Origin of the sequence: Acinetobacter sp. NS-4 (assembly GCF_037402435.1) — a bacterium.
Lineage (GTDB): Bacteria > Pseudomonadota > Gammaproteobacteria > Pseudomonadales > Moraxellaceae > Acinetobacter.
The window spans coordinates 68,659-93,475 of record NZ_JBBEUE010000008.1 but is presented as its reverse complement, the minus strand read 5'-3'; the positions used below and the strand labels follow the sequence as shown (position 1 = coordinate 93,475).

Genomic DNA, 24,817 nt, shown 5'->3' with positions numbered 1-24,817 from the left:
TGGTTATTTGCAACAGTGCCAACCAAGATGCATTGCATCAAATTATTAGGAGATAAGCTGACGGCAAGACATTTTCAAAGTCAGGTCAATGAAGTTCATGCGCGTGTGGCAGTTCTGAATAGATTTACGGAATTAGGTAGACCTCACACCCAAGTTGTCACTTAAATTTGAATGGATTGGGGAAAACTCAGCTTTTGAATGTTTATGCAACAAAGCCGGTTTTAGTTATAAACTTATTCATTCAGGAATTATATTGCTGAATGAATAAGTCTAATTGATTTATTTATGCAACCCAACTATTCATTTGATTCATTTGATTCATTTGATTCATTTGATTCATTTGATTCATTTGATTCATTTGATTCATTATTTTTAACTTGTTTTTGTTTAGAATTTTCAACTTTAGAAGCTTTTAAATTCTTTTCAAGAAATAACAAGCCGCCATCTGCATAACTAAAACTTGCGATACTAAAGAATGCACTAATTAACAGTAATTTAGTACAAAATTTATTTTTGAATAGCATGTTTATTTACTCTCATTTAATACTTGTTAGATATTCTAACTTTAAAGAATTAACACCCAGAGGACTCATAAATTACATTCTTGTAATTTTAAAATGTCTCAGGATGGTGTTTAAAGTGCGTGTGATAAATAGAAGTGTAATACAGGAAAATGGTAAGGTTTATCAGCCTAGTCATCTGTCCATTATGTAGAAAGAGCAGCACTTTAATGTTTATGCTGTTCCAATGTATTACATTCCTTACTTTCTATTTGTAACGTAATTTCAGTAATACTATGATTATGTTTTAGAACGTCTAAGGCCTTTTGATAGAGCTGATCTGGATCGCTATTAGGAGCAACCAAATGAGCAGTTAAATGAATGTTTTTTGAAGATATAGCCCAGACTTTCAACTGATGAATCCCTTCAACACCCTCTAGCTTCAATAAATCATTTCTTAACGACTCAATATCAATCTCATCAGGAACTCCTTCAAGCAGAATATTAATACTTTGTTTTAATAAAACCCAAGTTCGAGGTAAGACCCAGAAGCCAATTAACACAGCGATTAAGGTATCTACCCACATCCACTGGGTAAAATAAATGACCACTCCTCCGATAATCACGCCTATCGATCCCAGTGCATCACTAAGAACTTCTAAATATGCGCCTTTCACATTTAGACTTCCTTCAGCACTAGCAGAAAGGATTTTCATTGAAATCAAATTTACGACCAAACCAATGACCGCGACAATCATCATTTCAACACTTTGAATTTCAGCAGGGTTCGTAAAACGTTGATAAGCTTCATATACAATATATATTGCTACCACAAAAAGCATCACCGCATTAAACAGAGCCGCTAAAATTTCAAATCGCTGATAGCCAAAAGTTCTTTTATCATCTGCGGCTTTTTTACCAATTTTGATAGCGGCAAGAGCAATAGCTAAAGCGGCTACATCAGTAAACATATGAGCTGCATCAGATAACAAAGCCAAACTTTGGGTAATAAAAGCAGCGACAACTTCTACTATTAAAAAAGTAGTCGTTAAACCTAAGGCAACCATTAACTTCTTACTATTTTCTTCAGTAACAACCGCATGGCTATGATCATGATGTTCTGACATAAAATATTTTCCTTATTCTATTTATGATGAGCAGAGATATTGGATAACAGCCAATATCTCTGCTGTAAATCGACTAATCTATTGGATTAAGAAACTTTCTTTTCATTCATCCAGCGGTACAGTACGGGCAATAAAACCAATGTAAGCAGGGTAGAGGAGATAATTCCTCCAATAACCACTGTTGCTAAAGGTCTCTGTACTTCTGCCCCAGTTCCGGTTGCCAAAGCCATCGGGACAAACCCAAGGGACGCCACACAAGCGGTCATCAGCACAGGTCTAAGACGCAAAATTGCACCCTGCCACGTTGCATAATAAAGGTCATATTGTTGTCGCAACTCTTTGATAAAGGTGAGCATGACTAAGCCATTCAGTACAGCCACCCCCGATAGTGCAATGAAGCCAACCCCTGCTGACATGGATAATGGAATGTCACGCAACCACAACGCGATTAAGCCTCCACATAAGGCAAACGGTACACCACTAAAGACCAGTAAGCTTTCTTTGATATTATGGAATACAGCCATCAATAAAATAAAGATCGTCAACAATGCGAGCGGAACCACCAATTGCATACGCGCTTTTGCAGACATCAGATTTTGAAATTGACCGCCATAATCTATCCAATAACCGCTTGGTAATTCCTGTTTGGATAACGTGCTCTGAAGCTCTGTTACGAATGAGCCTAAATCACGTCCTTCTACATTTGCAGTAATAACCACTCGACGTTTACCATTTTCACGGCTGACCTGATTAATACCCAGGATATTTTCAACGCGTGCCACATCTTGCAGTTGGACTAAACCACCATTCGGCAATTGAATAGGAAGTACCGCTAACTGTTCAGGACTACGCTGGGATTCATCTAGACGGATGACAAAATCAAAACGCTTGTCTCCCTGTAAAATTGTTCCAACATTCTGGCCACCGACACTTGTAGCTACCAGATCCTGAATTGCTCTTACCGACAAGCCATATTGTGCAGCTCTGGACTTATCCACCTCTACATTCAACAAGGGTAAGCCACTGGTCTGTTCTACATTAACGGCTGTCGCGCCTGAAATTGAGTTAATTTTTTGAGAAATCTTATTCGCTTCGCGATTCAGAATCTCCATATCATCGCCAAATAACTTGACCCCCACATCACTTCGCACCCCTGAAATTAACTCGTTAAAACGCAGTTCAATGGGTTGCGAGAACTCACTGTTATTTCCCGGCAATGTCGCTAAGAAAGTAATCATTCTTTGGCGAAGCTCATCAATCGTTTGTTTTGGATCAGGCCATTCATCATGAGGTTTTAACAGTACAACGCCATCTGAAATGTTGGGTGGCATCACATCTGTGGCTACTTCTGCTGTACCGGTACGGGCAAAGATCGCTTTAACTTCAGGAAATTCTTTCAACAGTAACTTTTCAGTGTTTTCCTGTATTCGTAATGATTGCTCTAAACCTGTACTTGGAGAACGCATTTGCTGAACAGCAAAATCACCTTCACTCAGTTGAGGTGCAAATTCACTGCCTGTTTGAGTGACTAACACACCCGTAAGCACTAAAATACAGACAGCCACAATAGTCACAAATAAACGCAGTTCATAGGCCTTGTCTAACAGCACTTCATATTTGGTTTTAAGCCAATGCATCCAGCGACTTTCGGTTTCCTTAACTTCTCCAGTGACAAAGAGTGCAACTGCGGCCGGCACAAAAGTGACCGATAAAATCATGGCACCAATTAAGGCCAGTACTACAGTCATTGCCATAGGATGGAAAAGTTTGGCTTCTACACCGGTTAAGGTAAAGATGGGCAGATAAACCACCAAAATAATCAACTGTCCAAAAATGAGAGGGCGACGTGCCTGTTTCGCAGCCAAGAAGACTTCTCTAAATCTTTCAGAACGGCTCAGCAAACCACCTTTCAGCTTCTGAGCTTCGGCTAGCCGCCGGATACAGTTTTCTACAATAACCACTGCACCATCAATAATGATACCGAAGTCCAATGCCCCCAAACTCATCAGATTCGCACTGATTTTCTGTTCTGCCATTCCCGTCAAGGTAAACAGCATTGAGAGTGGAATAACGCAAGCCGTGATCAGCGCAGCACGGAAATTACCTAGAAAGAGAAATAAAATAACAATGACGAGGATTGCACCCTCAATCAAATTTTTCTGAACGGTTTTGATCGCCCGATCAACCAAATGCGTACGGTCATACACAGTCTCAATCACCACACCTTTAGGTAGCGATTGCTGGATCGATTGCACCTTTTCATCAATGGCTTGAGCAACGGTACGGCTATTTTCTCCCATCATCATCATGGCAATACCCAATACAGTTTCTTCACCATTATAGGTTGCAGCCCCTGTTCTCAAGTCATGACCAATTGAGACATTGGCGACATCTGCCACCCGAATCGGATAGCCGTTTTTATTGGCAATACTGATGTTCTGGATATCTTCAATCGTGTTTAAAGTGCCGGGAACACGAACCGTTAGCTGTTGTCCATTTTTCTCAATATAGCCAGCACCACGGTTTTCATTATTCTCTGTTAAGGCAGTTTGTAAATCAGACAAAGGAATTTGCAATTGTTGCAATCGGTTCAGATCCGGGGCAACCACATAGGTTTTATTAAAGCCACCAATGCTGTTGATCTCCGCAACGCCTTTTACGCGCTGTAATTGTGGCCTTACAATCCAATCCTGAATTTCACGTAAATCCATAGCCGAATAAGCGGTCCCATCCGGTTTTTTAGCATTTGGTTCGGCTTTAATCACCCATTGATAGATTTCACCTAAACCTGTCGAAATAGGTGACATGTTAGGTTGCACATCTTCAGGCATTTCTCCCATTGCTTCTTGCAAGCGCTGGTTGATGAGCTGTCTGGCCCAGTAAATATCCGTGCCATCTTCAAAAATGATGGTCACTTGCGATAAGCCGTAGCGTGAAATAGAACGGGTTTGTTCCATTTTCGGCATGCCTGACATGGCATTCTCGATTGGATATGTAATCCGCTGTTCCATTTCTAAAGCCGTAAAACCATTGGCTGAAGTGTTAATCTGCACCTGAGTATTGGTAATATCTGGTACAGCATCAATCGGCAGCTTTTGATAGCTGTAAATGCCTACGCCAATCCAGGCCACAATAAACAGCATGACCCAGATGGCATTATGAATTGAAAACTGGATCAGTCGATCAAACAGTCCTTCAGGCTTTATTGACTCATTATTAGATATTTGAGAATTTTCAGTGCCCATGTGAAGCCTCTCCTTTTTCCATTTCAGATTTCAGTAAGAAACTACCTTGAGCGGCATATTTTTGTCCCTGATTAAGCCCATTTACCACTTCAATCCACTGGCTCTCCCCAGATGACTGACCTAATTTCACCGGCTGCGGACTGAATTCAACTTTCTGTCCATGTTGAGTGGCGACAAAAACCACATCCTTTCCATCGATATTCTGAACTGCTGACTTAAGCACCCGTAATGCGGTACTTTCACTCTGTTGTTGCAGCAGTACGTTTACCATCAAGTTTGGACGTAATTCGGTTGCATTCGATTCAACTTTTGCTCGAACCTGAAGACGACCCGTTTGAGTATCCGCTTCAGTATTTAAAGTCTGGATAACTGCCTGATAGACCTTTTCAGTTTGCAAGGATTTAAATTCGATCTTTTGATTCGGGGCTAAACCCATAATTTCAGAATTTGGAACAATAAACTCAAGCCAGAGCTGATCTAACCGGTCTATGGTAAAGAGCTGATCGGCTAACTGAACATTTTCTCCGAGCACCAAATCCTTTTTACTGATCACGCCGGAAATGGGAGCTTTCAAAATATAGCGCCCGTTACTGGCATTCACTGCACCAAATGCACTTAAACGTGATTGGGCCGCTTGAACCTGAATTTGCGCCCGTTTATAGCTGTTGTAAGCACGTTGATAGTCCTGTTTTGCTGAAATACCTTGTGACCACAGCTGACGCTCACGCTCGAAGTCCTGTTTCGCCAGTTCAAGGTTGGTTTGTTCAATTTTTAGATTGGCCTGCTGATCGACTAAATCAGGAACAAGCAACGTGGCCAAAGACTGTCCTTTCTGAACTTTTTGGCCGAGTTCTACATAAACATTTTCGACATGACCACTAAAACTCGGAGAGACATGCGCTTGCTGGTCGGTATTCACATTCAGTTTTGCTGGATAAGAACTTAATTTAACCACCGGACCTTGATCGACTGCTGATAACTGTATGCCTTGTTCAACCAGTTGCTTGGCCGTCAGGCTCACGCCTTCTGCATGCTCTTCGGTTTCACCGCCATGTTCCTCTTTGCCTTCTTCACTTCCATGTTCCTCTGCGCCTTCTTCCTCGGCATGTTCATCTGATGTTTCAGATTTATTCTTACCCGTTAAGATCAAGAAAATACTGAGGAGTACGGTTGCACCGATGGCCAAACCAATCAATAGAGGTTGGGAAATCTTTCCGCTCTGTTTTTTTAAGATGTTTTTAAGATCGAACATGTTAATTTCCCCCACCAATGACAGGCATGGCCTGTATGTCTTGCCATAAGTTTTGATTAATTTGTGCAATAGCATCTTTCGACATGACTTCACTTGGGCTAATGCCTAAGCTCAAACTTTCTGCTTCGATGGCCTTTTGCCAGCCATCCCGTAACAACTGGACTTTACGTAGACGGATATCCTGTAATTGAAGCGTGGCTTGCTGAACATCGGTTAAAGCAAACTTGCCTGCCAGAAAACCTTGTAAAGTTTTACTTTGAACTTGAGTCGCCAAAGGAATTTGAGTCTCGTCAACGACTTTGAATTGAAGCTCTAAACCCTGCAACTCGGTTAAGATCGTACCGATTTGCAGCGCATTTTGCTTTAGATAAAAGTCTTTCTGACGCTCTAATAAGTTCATTTTTTCTTGCGCGATTTTTATGCCATTTTGCTGACGATCGAAAATATTAAGCGGTACACTGACTCCGACTACTAATTGATTTTGTGTGGAGTTTTCCAAGGATTGGGTGCGGTTGACACCTAGGTTTAAAGTGGGGTTAGGACGTGCCTTTGCCCTTAGTTGATCAACCGTTGCTTGAGACTCTAATACCAGTAAAGCTCGATATTTCTCAACGTAGTTTTCCGCTAAATATTCTTGAACCTGCTGATGAGTCGATTTTGGCCAGAGCTTTTGTGAAGAGAGGTTTACCTGCAATGACTTATCAGAGGTTCCCCATAAATTTGATAATTGTTGGGTGGCCACTTGGACTTGTAAGTCGGCCTGTCTAAAAAGACGGATATTTTCAGCATGACTTAAACGTGCGCGATTCACATCTACTTGCGCGATACCGCCCGCAGTAAAGCGCTTCTCGATCGCTTTAAGGTTTTCTTGGCTCACCCGAAGTTGTTCATTGACAATGTTTCTTTCAAGTTCGGCAATGGCCAGTTGTGACCATACATATTTCACTGCAAGCTCAATTTGCGCTTGATAAATCTTCTGCTTCAGCGCTGTTTTATCTGTAGAGAGACTGGCTAATTTTTGGTTTGCTCTTCGCTCACCAAAAATATCCAAGGGTTGTGATATGCCAATGGTAAGCTCTTTTTCATTATTTGAACCAAATCCCGTTTGTTCAACTGACAGTTCAGGATTTTTAAACAGCTTACTTTGCTGAAGATTCGTGGCATTAATGCTGTTTTGCGTTTCCCAGAAATTTTGGGACGCTTGATATTGGTTAACCTGCTCAATAGCTTGCTGCAGCGTTAAATCTTGAGTACTGGCGACTACGGAAGTACTGAAGCTGATCATTGCAGATAGCAAGATACCGCTACCTAAGGCTGACCAGGATAAATTCAGGATGGAGGTATCCTGATGTAATTTGTTTTTTGACATGAAAATGCCCCACGCATAATGAAATTAGGAGTGGTGGGCTTTTATAAGACTACCCCACCAATAGTAGGGGCAAATCGGGAGGCGGGGTTAATTGATCCAGATAAGGGGGTTTATAAAAAGTTATTCCCAAATAAGTTGGGGTAATGCCGGTCTCAAAATTAGCTTTAAGCTTCAGATCATCGGGTGGGTCAATCTGAATCACGATTGTATTTGAGAAATGACTGCACTTTTCGTTAAAACAAACCTTCTGACAATAGTCATAGATTTCTTTATAGTTTTCTAGGGAATAAAGTGCTTGACGAGGACTATCACTCTTTTCGTCTAAATCGATTGGATTAGAGAGTATTGAATTGGGTATGTTTGGCATTTCATGCAGACAAGCAGCCTCTGCCACACTCCAAATATTCTGGAATGTGAATAAGAGTACCAATATCTGGATTAGAAATGTTTTTCTCTTCATACACAAATCTGTATTTAAAACACCAATAAGAAGCTGTCCAGATCTATCAAAGATCTGATCACAGAATTTGAGTAACCTTAAACTTTTTGCAGCCTTAAGTAAAGATATACAGAATTTTTGAAAAAAGCATAGGTCTAGATAATCAAGCTAGATTTTTTAGAACTCCACATTGGTCAATTGTACATAAACCATCACAAGTACCTCTTAAATCAGATAATTGTTCAATAAGCTTTTGTTGCTTGATTATATTTTCTCTGATAGCACTGACATGTAAGTCAATTAATTCATTCACATCGGCTTTGTTGCACAAAGATTTGAAATGCAAAGCGCCCCTAATTGAGCCAAATTTAAGGCGTAACTTGGGTAAGTGGTCGACCTAATTCCGTAAATCTGTTAAGGACTGCTACACGTGCATGGATCTCATTCACTTGGCTATCAAAACTCCTTGCACTGAGTTTATCTCCTAATAATTTGATGCAATGCATCTTAGTTTCAACCAAACTTCGACGATGATAGCCTGACCATTTTTTCCATAGTGTCCTGCCTAAACGTTTAATTGTTCGAAGTAATTCATTTCGCTCTAGCGAGCTACTCTTTGTATCTTTCCATGGTTTCGCATTTTTTCTAGGTGGAATCACCGCATGCGCTTGCCGATCTGCAATGACCTGACGGCATTGCTTGGTGTCATAAGCTCCATCGGTATAAACAGAGTTAATCTGCTCATCTTGTGGAATCTGATTAAGTAAATCACCAAGCACCTGTGAATCACTGACATTATTGGTTGTAAGCTGAACTGCTCGTATTTGTAGGGTTTTAGCATCTATACCAATATGAAGTTTACGCCATTAGCGACGATATTCAGGTCCATGTTTCTTGCGTTTCCATTCGCCCTCACCTAGAAACTTCATGCCTGTAGAGTCCATGAGTAGATGCAGCCCATCGCTACTTTTTTGGTAGCTGATTACAATATCAATATGCTTTTGTCTTCTACAAAGCGTGGTGTAATCTGGAGCTATCCAATTTAATCCGCAAAGTTTAATCAGACTTTGCACAAAGCCAGTGACCATACGTAAAGACAGACGGAATAAGGATTTAATCATTAAGCAGCATTGGATGGCTGCGTCGGAGTAGGTTTGATTTCGCCCTTGTTTGCCTTTTGATGGCGCATACCATTGCGTAGCAGGATCAAACCAAATGGCAATATTTCCGCGACTCATGAGTGCTCGGTTATATGCGGGCCAATTGGTTGTGCGGTAGATTTTGTGTGTAGGCTTCTTCATTTGAAAATTATATCGCTGAAAAACCCTTTACAGATAGGTTTGTGCAACAAAGCCTATTGGATTAACCTAAATTTTTTCGATACTGAATGAAGCCAGCGTTATCCGCTAGTTGCGGCATCAAATTATCCATCGGGGTCGATTGAGCAGTGAATGTAATATTTTCTTTATAATTTATAAGCTCAAGACACAACTTTGGTGGGATGGTCTACTAATTCAGAAAATTTATTAATAAAAGTGCTATCAGAAAATATAAGAGCGATCCCGAAGCTAGCTAGAAAAATATTATCTAAATCCATCTAAAATCGCTCGAACATTCAATAGAAATACTTTCAAAAAGTTAAGAATTCCAGTTTATCGACGTAACAGTCTTAACCCATTGCCAATCACCAGTAAACTCGCCCCCATATCAGCAAATACCGCCATCCACATAGAGGCATTACCAAAAATAGCTAACAACAAAAATACAAGTTTGATGCCTAGTGCAAGTGTAATGTTTTGCCACAATATAGTATGGGTGCGTTTTGAGAGACGGATTGTTTCAGGCAAGCGACGTAGATCGTCATTCATGACTACCACATCCGCGGCCTCCATTGCGATATGCGTTCCTGCACCACCCATTGCAAAGCCAATATCCGCCTTAGCCAAGGCGGGCGCATCATTAATACCATCACCTGTCATTGCGGTCACGCCAAATCGCTGTTGTAATTCAGCAATCGCTTGCAATTTATCTTCGGGCAATAGATTACCTTTGACTTCCGTAATGCCCGCCTCTGCTGCGACTGTTCGTGCTGTCGCAACGTTATCACCACTCAACATCACCGGTGTAATTCCCAATGATTTCAGTTCACTCACGGCTTGGGCTGATGAAGGCTTGATTGTGTCAGCGACAGCACACAATGCGATCACCCGATGCGCATTCGCAATAATTGTAACTGTACGACCTGCTTCCTCATGAATCTTGAGACGTGCTTCAAGTTCAGCAGAGCATTGTCCACGTTCTTCGATCCAGCGATGGTTAGCCAACACATAAGGATGATCCTCAATTACACCCTGAACACCACGACCAGCAACAGCATGAAACTCATTCACCTCGCGCACCTCTGCCGTCAGCCCTTCTGCGATTGCTTTGGATACAGGGTGATCCGATCTCGCCGCAAGGCTTTTGGCAAGGCATTCTATTTCTGCTTGTGGCGTATTCAAGTCCAATTGCTCGAATGCAACCAGTTTTGGCTTTCCTTCAGTGATGGTTCCAGTTTTATCTAAAGCCACAACCTTAATCTTGCGTGCGTCCTCAATGTACACACCACCTTTAATTAAAATCCCTCGACGTGCTCCTGCTGCTAAACCACTCACCACGGTCACGGGTGTGGAGATGACCAATGCACACGGACAGGCGATCACCAATAATACCAGTGCCTTGTAGAGTGACTGCATCCAATTCATATCTGTGAACAAAGGCATCGACAGAAACACAAGAATGGCGAGGACAAATACTGCTGGGGTATAAATAGCTGCAAAACGATCGACAAATCTCTGCGTCGGAGCCCGAGAAGTCTGTGCTTGCTCAATCGCATGAATAATACGGGTTAATGTACTGTCAGAAGCGGGTGCAGTGACCTGTATTTCCAGACTAGCCGTTTGATTAATCGTACCTGCATACACTTCATCACCTGGAGTTTTATCTATAGGCAGGCTTTCGCCTGTGACCGATGACTGGTCAACTGCACTGTGTCCAGCAATAATGCTACCATCGAGCGGAATACGTTCTCCTGGACGGATTCGAGCAATAGCCCCGACTGCTACAGCCTTCACTGGTGTACTCAGCCATGTACCATCAGGCTGTAATATTTCTGCTTGTTCTGGAGCAAGAGACAGCAGACTTTTAATCGCATTCCGAGCACGATCTACTGCCCGTGCCTCAATGACCTCTGCAATAGCGAACAAAGCCATCACCATTGCTGCTTCCGGCCATTGCCCAATCAGAAATGCCCCTGTAATAGCGACCGTCATCAGCGCATTGATGTTTAAACGCCCCTGACGAAGCGCAGATAAACCTTTACCGTAGACTGAAAAACCTGACAATCCGATGGCTAAAACAGCTAAGGTCATACCAACAACCTTAACAGCCAAACTTTCTGGCAACATAAAAGCTAATGCTTCAGCACACAACGCTAGAACTAAAGCAGTAAACAATTTACCCCATGTCGTCCAGAAATTCTGGGCAGGATGATGGGTTTCTCCTGAAATTTCGTTATCGATATGAATAGCTTCAGGCTTAAAACCGGCTTTTCGTATTTCCGAGAGAACCACGGGTAACACTTCAGAATCAGCGGCAATCGCTAACTCTCGTTCTCCAAGATTAAATTGCAGGTTATGAATCCCTTCAATGTTTTTCAGTGCATGCCTGATTTCAGATTCTTCCGATGCACAATCCATGTTGGCGATCCGGAATCTATGGGATGTGCTAGCTGTAGAATCAGGTGATGGTTTAACCTCATCTAAAGATATTGAATCATTGCTGCCACAACTATAGCAGCCTGTAGTATTAGATTTTTTTTCGCCAGTAGAGTTCATAATATTCTCCTTGTCAGATACATTAAAAACCCTGTAGCCACTACAGTGTCAAGTATCTACAATTGAAAGAGATCAATATCTTTTTTATGTTTTATTCAAAATGAAGTTGATATTTATCCGTCGTAATCTTGATCTTGAGGTTCTTATATTTTCGTTTTGTGGCACTCAGGGCTGAATCTGTCACTTCTGCATAAAATTTAGGGTCATTCATTAGATCATTAAATAGTTTATATCCAATCAATAACTTACTAGATTTTTTCTTTTCCTTTAGATCATTTTCAATCAACTGATCCAATTCTTTTACAGAAAAACTATGCATATTACCCTCTATAGTATCTTTCTGATAAAACAGCATACAGACTTAGCAAGAGGATTTAAAGCTTATTAGATAATTGATATTTATGAAATTGTGAGAAAGATAATATATTAGATTTATCTATTTAAGTTAAGTTTTTCTAAAAATAACATAATACACCTTATACGAAATACTTGATATTTATCATTAAATTTCAGTATATTAGATCAAGCCGTTGTGGGGCATAGGGTACCAGAGCGGCTTTTTATTGATTATTTATGTTCCACGCTTAAAATTCGAACAATGTTTCATGATTTTTATAAGTTAAACTAAATTTAGTTGCCAATCCCAATAAGCTATTCACTAACTTGTAAATATCGGTATACCGCCTGACGACTAATCCCAAAAGCTTTTCCTAATGCCATTTTTGATGGATACTTCCCTTCCCTCCATGCTTGTCGTAAAGCTTCAGCTTGGTCAGGCTTTAGTTTATGCACCCGACCTTTGTACTTCCCCTGAGCAGAGGCGAGTTTTATTCCTTCCTTTTGCCGCTCTAAAATTATCTCACGTTCGAACTGTGCAAAAGCACCCATCAATTGCAGCATCAAATTATCCATCGGGGTGGATTCGGCCGTAAAAGTAATATTTTCTTTTACAAACTGGATGGCAATCCCTCGTTTGACCAGTTTATCTACTTCAGTGACCAAATCTTTCAGGCTTCGCGCAAAACGATCCATGGAATGTACAATCACCCTGTCCCCTTCCCGGACATAGTTCAACATTTCCTGAAATTTAGGTCGGTCAGTATTTTTACCTGAAGCACGGTCAACAAAAATCCGGTCGACTTCAATTCCCTCAAGTTGACGTCCAGTGTTTTGCTCGACAGAACTTACCCGGATATACCCTACTTTTTGGCCTTTCAATTTTTCACGCCCCAATTGGATAAAAATGAACAATTTCGTAAATTATAATTCTTTAACACTAAAGTTACATGTTACTTATGATTAAAAATCATTTAAATGATACATAATTTCATGAACTTTCAGATTGTAACTTTAGGGTATGGTCTAATATTACAAATATTAACAAGAAGGTATTTTGATTTTTAAATCTCTGAGCAAAAAATCATTTACAAACTCACATACACAAAGTATGTTTATAAAACACAAAACTGAACCATGGTTTGTGTTCTCTAGTGGTTGATGGTAATGCTTATTACCATTAGTGAAGCGCCCAGTTTTTTTAAATTGGGCGTTTTAATTTTCTAATTAATAATTAAAATTCAATAAATTTCATTTAGTTAAATTGCAAAATACTGAATAAAATGACTACACACTCTCGTTCATAGTCTATCACCCATTCCTTCTCCCAATAGCCCATCAATAAGTAAATACATGGCTAATTTTGCAAATACCTTCAGTTTTAATTGTGGTTATATTTTATGACCTAACATTGGTCATACAACATGAGGTCTTTGATATGGATGAACTAACTTTTGTTAATGGTACAACCGTTTCCGCCACTGATATTCGCAATCATTGGAGCAAGATTGTTCAGATCATCAAAGATAATCATAAACCTGTTTTTGTTTACAGGAACAATATGTGCGAAGCAGTTGTTCTTAGTTTTGAAGTATTTCAAACCATGCAGGAAATCGTTGAAGCTTCTCATCGTGAACAGCTAGGACAACAAATGGTTTGTGATCTTCTGGATATTGCCCAGCTAACCAATCACCCCATTCAGCACATGGTTTTGAACGAAACAGGAGTGTTTGAGGAAGCGAAAGGACAATAAACGGCACTGTTGCAAAAGGAATCTGGATCAAGGATCTTCCTTTCAAAAAAGCGTAGAGACTGAAAAACCCTGTTGATTAGACACACTTCACCCTGAGGCTGACCATAATAAAATGACGAAGTTTGTCATTTATAGCGTCTTCAATAAACTGGTTGGACTACAGCAAAATGCAGCGGTTGAGAATAAAAGATTAGGCTCGGTTCTGGCCCATATCCAGCAATAATATGAAGAGTTCATCAAAATAACTGGCCATCACAAAGGATGCGGGTCCGAATGCAAATTTTAACTGTATTTTCAGAATCATTTCAGATCACTACGTAGCTAGGGTTGTTTTACAGATCGAAATGATAAAATCATAAATTGCTTTTTTAAAAATAAGAAACTAATATGTTTCTTTTAGGACCTAAAAGCAATAAATGTATCTACAATGAATAAGTCTTTACTTCAGCAAATCAAAAAAAGACGAACCCAATTGGGCTTAAAGCAAGTTGATATGCAATCACGTACAGGCATTTCAAGACAGCAGTACCAAAAACTGGAAAGTCAGGGCAACCCTCGATTAGAGACCTTAGAAATTATAGCGGCAGGATTAAATGCTCAACTGATGCTCATCCCTGATGATAAGGTTCATTTGATCAGACAATTATTGAATGATGAAATTAAAGTCACTATTGAAGATCAGGATGACTTAATGACTAACCCATGGAAGGGTCTTCTCGGAGGAGAGGAACTATGAATACTGTTGCCGTCCTGGAATTAACATTACATCACGCTGTCGTTGGATACTTGGCAGGATTTCAGAGCGGAAAAAGTATTCTGGTTTTTACGGATTCTTTCCGATTTGATCAGCAACGCCCGACCTTGAGCCTGCTTACTTCCCCCTTGTATCCTCAAGCAGATAAGATTTTAGAAAGGACCTATGTTACACATCAGCGCTTACACCCCTTGCTATCAAACTTGCTACCAGAAGGTGCATTACGCGAACTCATTGCACAAAGCCTCAAAGTACATATAGACAATGAATTTCAGTTATTGGCAGCTTTAGGTCATGACTTACCTGGAGCACTCATTGCGACCCCATTAGATCCAGAAGAAATCCCAGATGAAATAAAATTCAAGCTTCAGATCTCGAATCCAGATCAGATCTTAAAACAAGAGATTCGAACAGATAATAAGTTTTCCTTGGCCGGCGTCCAAATGAAGTTTTCCATGAAAGCCAAAGACGGGCGTTTTACATTAGCGCAGGCAACGGAATCCAGTCTACTCGGGGATTGGATTATCAAAACTCCTTCTTCCAGACATGCTTTTGTTCCACTGAATGAATATTCTATGATGACCCTTGCCAAAATGGTCGGAATAGATGTCCCTGAGATTCGCTTGGTAGATATGGCACTCTTACAAGACCTTCCACCATTAAATTTACCTCAAGAGCAATATGCTTTTGCAATTAAGAGATTCGATAGACAGAGTACTGCTAACACTACAGAGCTTATTCATATTGAAGATTTTGCTCAGATCTTTGGTGCATATCCACATCAGAAATACAGCACCACAAATTATGAGCAGATAGGCAAGATCATTTACCAGTATTCAGATAACAAAATTTTTGATATTCAGCAATTTGCCAGCCGTTTACTCATAAATATTTTACTCGCCAATGGAGATGCACACTTAAAGAACTGGAGTATGATTTATCACGATAAAAGAACACCTAGATTATCTCCCGCATACGATATATTGATGACAAGTGTATATATTGAAAATGAGCGTCACTTCGCATTGAATCTTGCCAAAAATAAAGATTGGTATTTAGCTGAGATGAAACACTTTGAACAATGGGCAGAAAAAGTCGGTGTTCCATGGCGTGTAATTGAAAAACAACTTCACGAGATCATGGACAAAGCACGGTCAGTATGGCCAGCGCTATTACTAGATTTACCAATGGGTTCTGCCCATAAAGAAAAACTAAGAGAACATTGGAAAAAATTGCATCCAGACTTTCAAATACTTGCAAATGATTAGAACCCGTAAAACGGTGAGTCTGATAACTGCTATGGTAGCTTATCGTTTTTGACTGGGAAAATCTTGATGGGGCTCAGCGGACGCTTACCAAGAATCTAGGTCAATTTGTTTGACTATTGCTGCTTACCAAATTCAGGACTCCTCAGCAGCTAAATAATTTTTATCAAATAGTAAAAAATAAAAATAATAAAAAATAGAAGCATATTTTATGTTGGTTATTATTGTTGAATTTTAATGCATATTAAAGTGACCAACTTCTTCTTACCCTACCCTACTTTAAATTACACCATTAAATATTAAGGAATTAAGTATTTGTTTTATATGTATTTAGTTTAATGTACTTTTAATATATTTAATGTAATTTATGTTGGTGACTATTGCCAAGGTTGGGGTCGGGAGTTCGAGTCTCCTTTCCCGCTCCAGATTCAAAAAAGCCCTGATCGAAAGATTAGGGCTTTTTTTATACCGGTAGCGTACGTAACCCAACAAATCAGCATCATTTTGCATAAGCTTGTCATTATTTATGTATTTCAACTGCTTAAAGATTCAGCATAATCGCTGCTTTTTAAAATAAAGTCCCCTTTTCAACTGTTCAGGCACTGTGTATAACAATGAACCATGAATGGAAACCAATAAGCATAGGCAAACATCGTAAAAAAACGGTAGACTATGCAACAATCAATGTAAGCAAAATGTCGTTCAAGACAACAAGAAGGTGAAGATTGATGCCGCTCAATACAGTTGAAGAGCTTGTAGCAGATATCCGTGCAGGAAAAATGGTTATCCTGATGGATGATGAAGATCGTGAAAATGAAGGCGACCTGGTCATTGCTGCAACTCACGTACGTCCTGAAGACATCAATTTTATGATCACGCACGCCCGTGGTCTGGTTTGCCTCACCTTGAGTCGCGACCGTTGTCAGCAGCTCAACCTGCCTTTAATGGTTGATGCAAACGGTGCCCAACACGGTACCAACTTCACGTTATCAATCGAAGCTGCAAAAGGCATTTCAACAGGTATTTCCCCTGCTGAACGTGCGCACACTATTCAAACTGCGGTTGCGGCACATGCAAAACCGGCAGATATCGTTCAGCCAGGCCATATCTTTCCATTAATGGCTCAGCCAGGTGGCGTATTGCACCGTGCCGGTCATACTGAAGCAGGCTGTGACTTATCACGTTTGGCCGGTCTTGAACCTGCATCTGTCATTTGTGAAATTATCAATGAAGATGGCAGCATGGCACGCCGTCCAGACCTTGAAGTTTTCGCAGAAAAACATGGTTTAAAAATCGGGACTATTGCGGATTTAATCCATTACCGCATGACCAACGAACAAACCGTTGAACGCCTGGATCAACAAACCCTAGATACTGAATACGGTACTTTTGAATTATTCCGTTACCGTGAAATTGGTAACCCGGATATTCATTTGGCCCTGGTAAAAGGCGAACCGAAACAAGGTGTGACCACTGTACGTGTGCATGGTTTTAGTCCGGCACGTGACTTGCTTAAAATCAACAAGCAAGATGGCGAACCTGCCTGGAATTTAGATAAAGCGCTAAAAACTATTGCAGATAGTGATCGCGGTGTATTGGTGTGGATTGGTCAACGCCATTTACAGGATCTAGGTCCTGCGCTGGAAAGTTTAAGTGCGCCAAAACCAACCAAATCAAATGCTGCGTTATCTCAGCAATACCAAACCATTGGTGTCGGCGCACAGATTTTACGTGATTTAGGCGTAGAGAAAATGAAGCTGCTCAGCTCACCTTTACGTTTTAATGCACTATCAGGTTTTAACTTAGAAGTGGTGGAATACATCACCGCAAATCAAACATCAGAGAAATAATCGAGGTTGCTATGGCAATTCGCCGTATTGAAGGTATGTTACATCTCGCTAGCGAAGGCCGTTATGCGATTTTAGTGGGTCGTTTTAATAGTTTTGTTGTAGAACATCTATTAGAAGGTGCAATTGATACATTGAAACGTCATGGTGTATCAGAGGATAATATCACCGTTGTTCACGCACCTGGCGCCTGGGAACTTCCAGTAGTGGCTAAAAAACTGGCTGCTGCCGATCGTTTTGATGCAATTATTGCCCTTGGCGCAGTGATTCGTGGTAGCACGCCTCACTTCGATTTTGTTGCTGGTGAATGTGCCAAAGGTTTAGGCGTGGTTGGTCTGGACACTGGCTTACCAGTAATTAATGGTGTATTGACTACGGATAGTATTGAACAAGCGATTGAACGCTCGGGTACAAAAGCAGGTAATAAAGGTGGTGAAGCTGCCCTTACTGCAATTGAAATGGTTAACTTGTTAAAGGCTATTTAACGCTATGTCGCAAACACTTCAAGCAACTTATGCAGCAAAACGCAAAGCACGTCGTTTTGCTGTACAAGGAATTTATGAATGGCAGATGAGCCACAATCCGGTACATGAGATTGAAGCACGTACACGTGTGGAAAATGCCATGCACAAAGTGGATCTCGGCTATTATCATGAATTGTTGACTCAAGTGGTTGCCAATCATGAAGCATTGGATGCGCTCTTAATCCCTGTGCTTGACCGCGAAGTGAGCGCCCTTGATGGCGTTGAACTTGCAACCCTTCGTCTCGGTGCGTATGAACTCAAAGACCATCTTGAAGTTCCTTACCGTGTTGTTTTAGACGAAGCGATTGAGCTTGCTAAACACTTTGGCGGTGCAGACAGCCATAAATACATCAATGGTGTATTGGACCGTTTAGCAACCAGCTTACGTGCAGCAGAAAAGCAACAAGCCGACTAATTTTTCAGTAGATTTGTTGTATGGCTGAGTTCTCGATCATTGATACTTATTTTAATCGGCAAAACAATTCATCTGTCGATTTAGGTGTCGGTGACGACTCAGCCTTGCTCACCCCTCCTCCACAGCAACAATTGGTGATTTGTACCGATACTCTGGTTGCTGGACGACACTTCCCTCTCGATACCAATCCGCATGCCATTGGCTGGAAATCTGTCGCTGTCAATTTATCTGACATTGCCGCGATGGGTGCCAAACCGCAGAGCATCTTACTGGCATTGAGCCTAGCCCAAATTGATCATGACTGGCTCAAAGGCTTTAGCCAAGGTTTATATGATTGCTGCGATCAATTTGGTGTGAGTTTAATTGGTGGCGATACCACCCAAAGTCCTCATCTCACTATTTCAGTCACCGCGCTTGGCTGGATAGAAACCGGAAAAGCCATCACACGTTCAGGCGCAAAAGCCGGCGATTATGTCTGTGTCTCTGGTACAGTCGGTGATGCCGCATTTGCTCTGCACAATTTAGGACATCCGCTACAACAGCGTCTGGATTATCCAACCCCACGTTGTCAGCTCGGTCAAAAGTTAAAAGGCCTGGCATCCAGCATGATAGATGTGTCTGATGGATTAGCACAAGATTTGGGCCATATTTTAAAAGCATCAAAAGTCGGCGCCACGCTTGAATTAAATCAGCTACCAATCAGTCCAGATTTACAAAATTTAACTCAAGAACAGCAATGGCAATATGCTCTCGCGGGTGGCGATGACTATGAGTTATGCTTTACAATAAGCCCGCAAAATTACGAAAAGCTTTTGCAACAACAATTAGATGTCAACATTAGCAAAATTGGACAAATTGACCAAAAAACTGAGTTAACTTTTGTGCAGGATGGCGTAGATCATTCGCTGCAATTTCATGGATATCAACACTTTGCATAAACCTGCGATTCATTTTAAAGACATGTCCTGGTACAACCGCTTTATCGTTTTTTGCGGTGTCGGATTTGGTTCCGGGTTGTTACCCAAAGCGCCGGGCACTTTTGGTTCGGCCTTTGCATTGCTGTTTATTCCTGCCTGGCTTGCAATTGGCTTTACAGCCTCCATTATTGCCATGATTTTAATGTCACTTATTGGCATTTATATTTGCGGGCAAACCGCTAAAGTCATGGGCGTACATGACGATGGCCGTATTGTTTGGGATGAATTTGCAGGACAGTCGATTACCTTCCTGCCCCTGATTTACTTCGCAAAAATGAGCTGGCTTTGGGTGCTCGTCGGATTTGCCCTGTTCCGCTTATTCGATGTCTGGAAACCCTGGCCTATTCGTGTCATCGACCGTCAAGTCGGTGGCGGTTTCGGCATTATGTTTGACGATATTATTGCTGGCATTTGGGCCGCAATCTGTATTCTCGTGTACCTCAACATTTCAATGGCTTAAGCCAAGTTTTTAAGGTGTATTATGTCAACTTCTGTGATTATTCTTGCTGCCGGTAAAGGAACTCGAATGCGTTCGAGCTTACCCAAAGTATTGCAGCCGCTCGCAGGACGCCCTCTACTCGGTCATGTCATTGAAACTGCTAAAAAATTAAATGCCAAAAATATTATTACCATTTTTGGACACGGCGGTAATTTAGTTCAACAAGCCTTTGCACAGGAAAATGTTCAATGGGTAGAACAAGCCGAACAGCTGGGTACAGGTCATGCGGTTAAAGTCACTTTACCGGTTCTTCCTAGCGATGGCGTTTCACTGATTCTATCGGGTGATGTGCCTTGCATTACACAAGAAACATTAGAAAAGCTGTTAACTGTTTCACGTGAAACAGGAATTGGCCTGGTGACATTAACCCTGGCTGATGCTACCGGTTATGGCCGTATCGTACGTGAAAACAATAAAATTCAGGCCATTGTTGAACATAAAGACGCAAGTGATGCACAGCGTCAAATTAAAGAAATTAATACCGGAATTTACTGTGTCAGCAACGCCAAATTGCATCAATGGTTGCCAAAATTGAGCAATGAAAATGCCCAAGGTGAATATTACCTGACGGATATCGTGGCGATGGCCATTGCTGATGGCTTAGAAGTCGCATCGGTTGAACCAGAATTAGCTTTTGAAGTTGAAGGTGTAAACGACCGTATTCAGCTTGCCGCTCTAGAGCGTGAATTTCAAAATGATCAAGCTAAAAAACTTATGCAGCAAGGGGTGCATTTAATTGATCCTACCCGCTTCGACTTACGTGGCAATCTTACAGTTGGTCAAGATGTGCGGATTGACATCAATGTGATCATTGAAGGTGACTGCGAGTTGGGTGATCATGTTGAAATTGGTGCAGGCTGTGTGATTAAGAATACCAAGATTGCTTCAGGCACCAAGGTTCAACCCTACAGTATCTTCGATAATGCAATTGTTGGTGAAGATGCACAAATCGGTCCATTTGCACGCTTACGTCCAGGTGCCAAACTGGCGAATGAAGTGCATATTGGCAACTTTGTTGAAGTGAAAAATTCCACAATTGGCCTCGGCTCTAAAGCCAATCACTTTACCTATTTAGGTGATGCCGAAGTCGGTGCAGGTTCAAATATTGGTGCGGGTACCATTACCTGCAATTATGATGGGGCCAATAAATTTAAAACCATTATTGGTGATTCAGCCTTTATCGGCTCGAACAGCTCACTGGTTGCTCCAGTCAGTATTGGCAATGGTGCAACTGTCGGCGCTGGCTCAGTCATCACACGCGATGTCGCAGAAAATAGTTTGGCCTTTGAACGATCTAAACAAGTGGCTAAAGAAAACTATCAACGCCCCCAAAAACTGAAAAAATAAGAGGATTATAAATATGTGCGGAATTGTCGGTGGCGTTGCAGAACGTAATATTAGCAATATTTTAATTGAAGGCCTGAAGCGCCTTGAATACCGTGGTTATGATTCAGCGGGTGTTGCGCTGATCAATGGTGGTCATGTGCTGCGCGAACGCCGTGTGGGTAAAGTGATCAATCTGGAACAGGCAGTAAGTGAATCGAATATCCAAGGCTCACTGGGGATTGCCCATACCCGTTGGGCAACCCATGGTAAACCGACTGAAAACAATGCTCACCCGCATGTTTCTGGTACGGTGGCTGTGGTGCATAACGGTATTATTGAAAACTATCAAGAACTGAAAGACGATCTTGAAGCCCTGGGCTATGTGTTTACCTCACAAACGGATACCGAAGTTGTCGCACATCTGGTCAATGATGCATTGAAATCAACCTCTAGCCTTCTAGAAGCGGTTCAGCAGGTTGTTCCCCAGCTCAAAGGGGCTTATGCACTGGGTATCGTGCATACCGACCATCCGAATGAACTGATTACCGTTCGTGAAGGTTCACCTTTGGTTATTGGCGTCGGGATTGGCGAGAACTTTATCAGTTCGGATCAATTGGCCCTGCTTCCAATTACCAACCGTTTTATTTATCTGGAAGAAGGTGATATTGCACGTTTAACCCGTAACAGTATTGAAGTGTTTGTGGATGGGCAACTGGTGAATCGTCCAGTAAAAGAGCTGGATGCCACCGTCAGCAATGCATCTAAAGGTGAATATAAGCACTACATGCTCAAAGAAATTTATGAGCAGCCTGAAGCGATTCAGCAGACCATTTCCCAAGCCTTGAATGGCAACGATTTGCGCGAAGATTTCTTGCAAAATGCGGTGGGCGATTTTGAAAAGATTCAACAGGTACAAATTATTGCCTGCGGGACCAGTTACCATGCCGGCATGATTGCAAAATACTGGTTTGAGCAGCTGATTGACTTGCCTTGTCAGGTGGAAATTGCCAGCGAATTCCGTTACCGCACGCCAGTGATTGTCAATAACACTCTTTATGTGTGTATTTCCCAATCCGGTGAAACTGCCGATACTTTGGCTGCGCTGCGTGATACCCAAAAACGCGCTGCTGCAAAAAAATTAAACATTAGTACCATGACCATTTGTAATGTGGCTACCTCTTCTATGGTGCGTGAAACCAATTATAGCCTGCTAACCCTGGCCGGACCTGAAATTGGCGTTGCGTCAACCAAAGCATTTACCACGCAGCTTGCTGCACTGATGCTGTTGGTACTCAAGATTGGTCAAGTCAAACAAAGCATCTCGGCTGAACAAATTACTGCCATTACCACTGATTTATGGCATACACCTAAAGTCATCTTAGATACCCTACAGCAAGATAAAGACATTCTGCGTTTATCTGAGCTGTTTGTAGAAAAACAGCACTGCCTGTTTTTAGGCCGTGGTACCGAGTTCCCGATTGCTCTTGAAGGCGCATTAAAACTGAAAGAAATTTCATATATTCATGCCGAAGGTTATGCAGCAGGTGAACTGAAACATGGCCCATTGGCATTGGTAGACAATGACATGCCTGTGGTAATTCTTGCACCGCAAGACGACATGCTGGATAAACTCAAATCCAATATGGAAGAAGTTCAGGCACGTGGTGGTGAACTGTTTGTCTTTGCCGATGAAAACAGTGGTATTAAAGGAAAAGACCGCCAACATGTAGTTCATGTGCCAAGTATCAGCCCGGTTCTTGCGCCTATTGTTTACAGTATTCCGGTGCAGCTCCTGTCTTACCATGTCGCAGTCTTGCGTGGTACGGATGTCGATCAACCACGCAACCTGGCAAAATCGGTAACGGTGGAATAATAAATTTTGATATAAGGCTGGGTAACCGGCCTTTTTCTTGCAAAAGGAAAGAGTAAAAGAATATGACCCTGACTTGTTTTAAAGCCTACGATATTCGTGGAAAATTGGGTGAAGAATTAAACGAAGACATCGCTTATAAAATTGGCCGGGCTTATGGTCAAATTTATCAACCCAAGACCGTTGTCATAGGTTGTGATATTCGCTTGAGCAGTGAAAATCTTAAACAGGCAACTATTCGCGGTTTAAATGATGCAGGTGTTAACGTACTCGATTTAGGAATGACTGGAACTGAGGAAGTCTACTTCGGTGCGTTCCATTTAGATGTTCAAGGTGGCATTGAAATTACGGCCAGTCATAATCCAATGGATTATAATGGCATGAAACTGGTACGTGAAAATGCCCGTCCAATCAGTGCAGACACTGGTCTAAAAGACATTCAGGCATTGGCTGAAACCAATTCATTCGCAGATATTGCAGTCAAAGGTAGCACTGAAAAATACAACATTCTGGCTGAATTTGTAGATCATTTGATGACCTACATTAATCCTGCAAAAATTAAACCTTTAAAACTGGTTGTGAATGCAGGTAATGGGGCAGCAGGTCATGTGATTGATGCAATTGAAGAAAAATTCAAAGTACTCAATGTACCGGTAGAATTTATTAAAATTCATCATGAAGCTGACGGTACCTTCCCGAATGGTATCCCCAATCCACTGCTTGTTGAAAACCGTGACAGTACACGTGATGCCGTGATTGAGCATGGGGCCGACATGGGTTTGGCTTGGGATGGTGACTTCGACCGCTGCTTCCTGTTTGATGAAAAAGGTCAGTTTATTGAAGGTTATTACATCGTTGGTTTATTGGCACAAGCGTTCTTGCTTAAACAATCAGGTGAAAAAATCGTGCATGATCCACGCTTGGTATGGAACACCTTTGATGTGGTTGAACAATACAAAGGTGAAGCGATTCAATCCAAATCAGGTCACTCATTCATTAAAGAAAAAATGCGTGAACACAATGCGGTTTACGGTGGGGAAATGAGTGCACATCATTACTTCCGTGATTTTGCTTACTGTGACAGTGGCATGATCCCATGGCTGTTGGCTATTTCTGTATTATCTGAAACAGGACAATCTTTATCTTCACTGGTTGAAGGCATGATTGCCAAATTTCCATGTTCGGGTGAAATCAACTTTAAAGTTGCAAACACGCAAGCCACCATTCAAAAGATTTTTGATCACTTCGCCGATCAAAATCCTGCCATTGATCAGACGGATGGGGTCAGCCTGGATTTTGGTGCATGGCGTTTTAATGTCCGTGCTTCCAATACCGAACCTTTACTGCGTTTGAATATTGAAAGTCGCCGTGATCAAAAACCACGACCAATCCAAGATTATGTCAATGAGTTAACCCTGCTGATTCAAGGTTAAAACTTCCAGAT

The 24,817-nt window shown here is 41.5% G+C and carries 20 protein-coding genes and 3 pseudogenes; 12 read left to right on the top strand and 11 right to left on the bottom strand.

Annotated features, from left to right (window positions below; genetic code table 11):
* Positions 1–9: 9 nt before the first annotated feature.
* Positions 10–165, top strand: a pseudogene (locus WAE57_RS08230) (IS5/IS1182 family transposase); the annotation flags it as partial.
* Between the two features lie 131 nt (positions 166–296).
* On the opposite strand, the gene WAE57_RS08225 reads toward WAE57_RS08230, so the two are convergent.
* From WAE57_RS08225 to WAE57_RS08175, 11 genes and pseudogenes are all read right to left on the bottom strand, one after another.
* A complete protein-coding gene (locus WAE57_RS08225; protein ID WP_180081777.1) occupies positions 297–524 on the bottom strand; it encodes a hypothetical protein in 228 nt (75 codons plus the stop codon).
* 203 nt (positions 525–727) lie between these two features.
* Positions 728–1,627: a cation diffusion facilitator family transporter gene (locus WAE57_RS08220; RefSeq protein ID WP_337709950.1), complete on the bottom strand. Its 900-nt coding sequence runs from the start codon at positions 1,625–1,627 to the stop codon at positions 728–730.
* Positions 1,628–1,713: 86 nt separating this feature from the next.
* On the bottom strand, positions 1,714–4,872 hold the full coding sequence (locus WAE57_RS08215) for a CusA/CzcA family heavy metal efflux RND transporter (protein ID WP_337709948.1): 3,159 nt from the start codon (positions 4,870–4,872) through the stop codon (positions 1,714–1,716).
* Positions 4,862–6,124, bottom strand: a complete 1,263-nt coding sequence (locus tag WAE57_RS08210) for an efflux RND transporter periplasmic adaptor subunit (RefSeq protein WP_337709946.1) — start codon at positions 6,122–6,124, stop codon at positions 4,862–4,864. Before WAE57_RS08210 ends, WAE57_RS08215 begins: the two co-directional genes overlap by 11 nt.
* 1 nt (position 6,125) lies before the next feature.
* A complete protein-coding gene (locus WAE57_RS08205) occupies positions 6,126–7,493 on the bottom strand; it encodes a TolC family protein (RefSeq protein ID WP_337709944.1) in 1,368 nt (455 codons plus the stop codon).
* 49 nt (positions 7,494–7,542) lie between these two features.
* Positions 7,543–7,953, bottom strand: coding sequence for a hypothetical protein (locus tag WAE57_RS08200; RefSeq protein WP_004733191.1), 411 nt, complete (start codon positions 7,951–7,953; stop codon positions 7,543–7,545).
* 142 nt (positions 7,954–8,095) lie between these two features.
* Positions 8,096–8,251: pseudogene (locus tag WAE57_RS08195) on the bottom strand (MerR family transcriptional regulator); the annotation flags it as partial.
* 49 nt (positions 8,252–8,300) lie between these two features.
* Positions 8,301–9,233, bottom strand: a pseudogene (locus WAE57_RS08190) (IS5-like element ISAba12 family transposase).
* Positions 9,234–9,584: 351 nt separating this feature from the next.
* Positions 9,585–11,807, bottom strand: coding sequence for a cation-translocating P-type ATPase (locus tag WAE57_RS08185; protein ID WP_261183710.1), 2,223 nt, complete (start codon positions 11,805–11,807; stop codon positions 9,585–9,587).
* Between the two features lie 91 nt (positions 11,808–11,898).
* Complete coding sequence (locus tag WAE57_RS08180; protein WP_004812234.1) at positions 11,899–12,126, bottom strand: hypothetical protein; 228 nt, start codon at positions 12,124–12,126, stop codon at positions 11,899–11,901.
* A 332-nt stretch (positions 12,127–12,458) separates the two neighbouring features.
* The gene (locus WAE57_RS08175) at positions 12,459–13,025 is read right to left on the bottom strand and encodes a recombinase family protein (RefSeq protein ID WP_004282172.1); all 567 of its coding nucleotides are present in this window, start codon (positions 13,023–13,025) and stop codon (positions 12,459–12,461) included.
* Between the two features lie 556 nt (positions 13,026–13,581).
* Between WAE57_RS08175 and WAE57_RS08170 the strand changes: the two genes are divergently transcribed.
* From WAE57_RS08170 to WAE57_RS08120, 11 genes are all read left to right on the top strand, one after another.
* Positions 13,582–13,896 (top strand): type II toxin-antitoxin system Phd/YefM family antitoxin, encoded by a 315-nt coding sequence (locus tag WAE57_RS08170; protein ID WP_169538746.1) that lies wholly within the window; start codon positions 13,582–13,584, stop codon positions 13,894–13,896.
* A 427-nt stretch (positions 13,897–14,323) separates the two neighbouring features.
* Complete coding sequence (locus WAE57_RS08165; protein ID WP_169538745.1) at positions 14,324–14,632, top strand: helix-turn-helix transcriptional regulator; 309 nt, start codon at positions 14,324–14,326, stop codon at positions 14,630–14,632.
* Positions 14,629–15,918, top strand: coding sequence for a type II toxin-antitoxin system HipA family toxin (locus WAE57_RS08160; protein WP_169538744.1), 1,290 nt, complete (start codon positions 14,629–14,631; stop codon positions 15,916–15,918). The genes WAE57_RS08165 and WAE57_RS08160 overlap by 4 nt, the downstream gene beginning before the upstream one ends.
* A 725-nt stretch (positions 15,919–16,643) precedes the next feature.
* Positions 16,644–17,765, top strand: coding sequence for a bifunctional 3,4-dihydroxy-2-butanone-4-phosphate synthase/GTP cyclohydrolase II (gene ribBA / locus WAE57_RS08155; protein ID WP_337709922.1), 1,122 nt, complete (start codon positions 16,644–16,646; stop codon positions 17,763–17,765).
* Between the two features lie 11 nt (positions 17,766–17,776).
* Positions 17,777–18,247, top strand: coding sequence for a 6,7-dimethyl-8-ribityllumazine synthase (gene ribE, locus WAE57_RS08150; protein ID WP_086176519.1), 471 nt, complete (start codon positions 17,777–17,779; stop codon positions 18,245–18,247).
* 4 nt (positions 18,248–18,251) lie between these two features.
* On the top strand, positions 18,252–18,701 hold the full coding sequence (gene nusB, locus WAE57_RS08145) for a transcription antitermination factor NusB (RefSeq protein WP_086176520.1): 450 nt from the start codon (positions 18,252–18,254) through the stop codon (positions 18,699–18,701).
* Positions 18,702–18,721: 20 nt separating this feature from the next.
* Complete coding sequence (gene thiL / locus WAE57_RS08140) at positions 18,722–19,639, top strand: thiamine-phosphate kinase (protein ID WP_337709916.1); 918 nt, start codon at positions 18,722–18,724, stop codon at positions 19,637–19,639.
* The gene (locus WAE57_RS08135) at positions 19,617–20,138 is read left to right on the top strand and encodes a phosphatidylglycerophosphatase A (RefSeq protein WP_337709913.1); all 522 of its coding nucleotides are present in this window, start codon (positions 19,617–19,619) and stop codon (positions 20,136–20,138) included. Before thiL ends, WAE57_RS08135 begins: the two co-directional genes overlap by 23 nt.
* A gap of 21 nt (positions 20,139–20,159) precedes the next feature.
* Positions 20,160–21,524: a bifunctional UDP-N-acetylglucosamine diphosphorylase/glucosamine-1-phosphate N-acetyltransferase GlmU gene (gene glmU, locus WAE57_RS08130; RefSeq protein ID WP_337709911.1), complete on the top strand. Its 1,365-nt coding sequence runs from the start codon at positions 20,160–20,162 to the stop codon at positions 21,522–21,524.
* A gap of 13 nt (positions 21,525–21,537) precedes the next feature.
* A complete protein-coding gene (glmS, locus tag WAE57_RS08125; protein ID WP_337709909.1) occupies positions 21,538–23,376 on the top strand; it encodes a glutamine--fructose-6-phosphate transaminase (isomerizing) in 1,839 nt (612 codons plus the stop codon).
* Positions 23,377–23,438: 62 nt separating this feature from the next.
* Positions 23,439–24,806: a phosphomannomutase CpsG gene (locus WAE57_RS08120; RefSeq protein WP_337709907.1), complete on the top strand. Its 1,368-nt coding sequence runs from the start codon at positions 23,439–23,441 to the stop codon at positions 24,804–24,806.
* Positions 24,807–24,817 lie beyond the last annotated feature (11 nt).

Excerpts from the sequence above, each read along its gene's own strand:
- ribE (WP_086176519.1), top strand. The coding sequence starts at position 17,777 with ATGGCAATTCGCCGTATTGAAGGTATGTTACATCTCGCTAGCGAAGGC.
- glmU (WP_337709911.1), top strand. The coding sequence starts at position 20,160 with ATGTCAACTTCTGTGATTATTCTTGCTGCCGGTAAAGGAACTCGAATG.
- WAE57_RS08205 (WP_337709944.1), bottom strand. The coding sequence starts at position 7,493 with ATGTCAAAAAACAAATTACATCAGGATACCTCCATCCTGAATTTATCC.
- WAE57_RS08210 (WP_337709946.1), bottom strand. The coding sequence starts at position 6,124 with ATGTTCGATCTTAAAAACATCTTAAAAAAACAGAGCGGAAAGATTTCC.
- WAE57_RS08135 (WP_337709913.1), top strand. The coding sequence starts at position 19,617 with ATGGATATCAACACTTTGCATAAACCTGCGATTCATTTTAAAGACATG.
- WAE57_RS08180 (WP_004812234.1), bottom strand. The coding sequence starts at position 12,126 with ATGCATAGTTTTTCTGTAAAAGAATTGGATCAGTTGATTGAAAATGAT.
- WAE57_RS08120 (WP_337709907.1), top strand. The coding sequence starts at position 23,439 with ATGACCCTGACTTGTTTTAAAGCCTACGATATTCGTGGAAAATTGGGT.
- ribBA (WP_337709922.1), top strand. The coding sequence starts at position 16,644 with ATGCCGCTCAATACAGTTGAAGAGCTTGTAGCAGATATCCGTGCAGGA.
- WAE57_RS08185 (WP_261183710.1), bottom strand. The coding sequence starts at position 11,807 with ATGAACTCTACTGGCGAAAAAAAATCTAATACTACAGGCTGCTATAGT.
- WAE57_RS08165 (WP_169538745.1), top strand. The coding sequence starts at position 14,324 with ATGAATAAGTCTTTACTTCAGCAAATCAAAAAAAGACGAACCCAATTG.
- nusB (WP_086176520.1), top strand. The coding sequence starts at position 18,252 with ATGTCGCAAACACTTCAAGCAACTTATGCAGCAAAACGCAAAGCACGT.
- WAE57_RS08200 (WP_004733191.1), bottom strand. The coding sequence starts at position 7,953 with ATGAAGAGAAAAACATTTCTAATCCAGATATTGGTACTCTTATTCACA.
- WAE57_RS08215 (WP_337709948.1), bottom strand. The coding sequence starts at position 4,872 with ATGGGCACTGAAAATTCTCAAATATCTAATAATGAGTCAATAAAGCCT.
- WAE57_RS08225 (WP_180081777.1), bottom strand. The coding sequence starts at position 524 with ATGCTATTCAAAAATAAATTTTGTACTAAATTACTGTTAATTAGTGCA.
- WAE57_RS08160 (WP_169538744.1), top strand. The coding sequence starts at position 14,629 with ATGAATACTGTTGCCGTCCTGGAATTAACATTACATCACGCTGTCGTT.
- glmS (WP_337709909.1), top strand. The coding sequence starts at position 21,538 with ATGTGCGGAATTGTCGGTGGCGTTGCAGAACGTAATATTAGCAATATT.
- thiL (WP_337709916.1), top strand. The coding sequence starts at position 18,722 with ATGGCTGAGTTCTCGATCATTGATACTTATTTTAATCGGCAAAACAAT.
- WAE57_RS08220 (WP_337709950.1), bottom strand. The coding sequence starts at position 1,627 with ATGTCAGAACATCATGATCATAGCCATGCGGTTGTTACTGAAGAAAAT.
- WAE57_RS08170 (WP_169538746.1), top strand. The coding sequence starts at position 13,582 with ATGGATGAACTAACTTTTGTTAATGGTACAACCGTTTCCGCCACTGAT.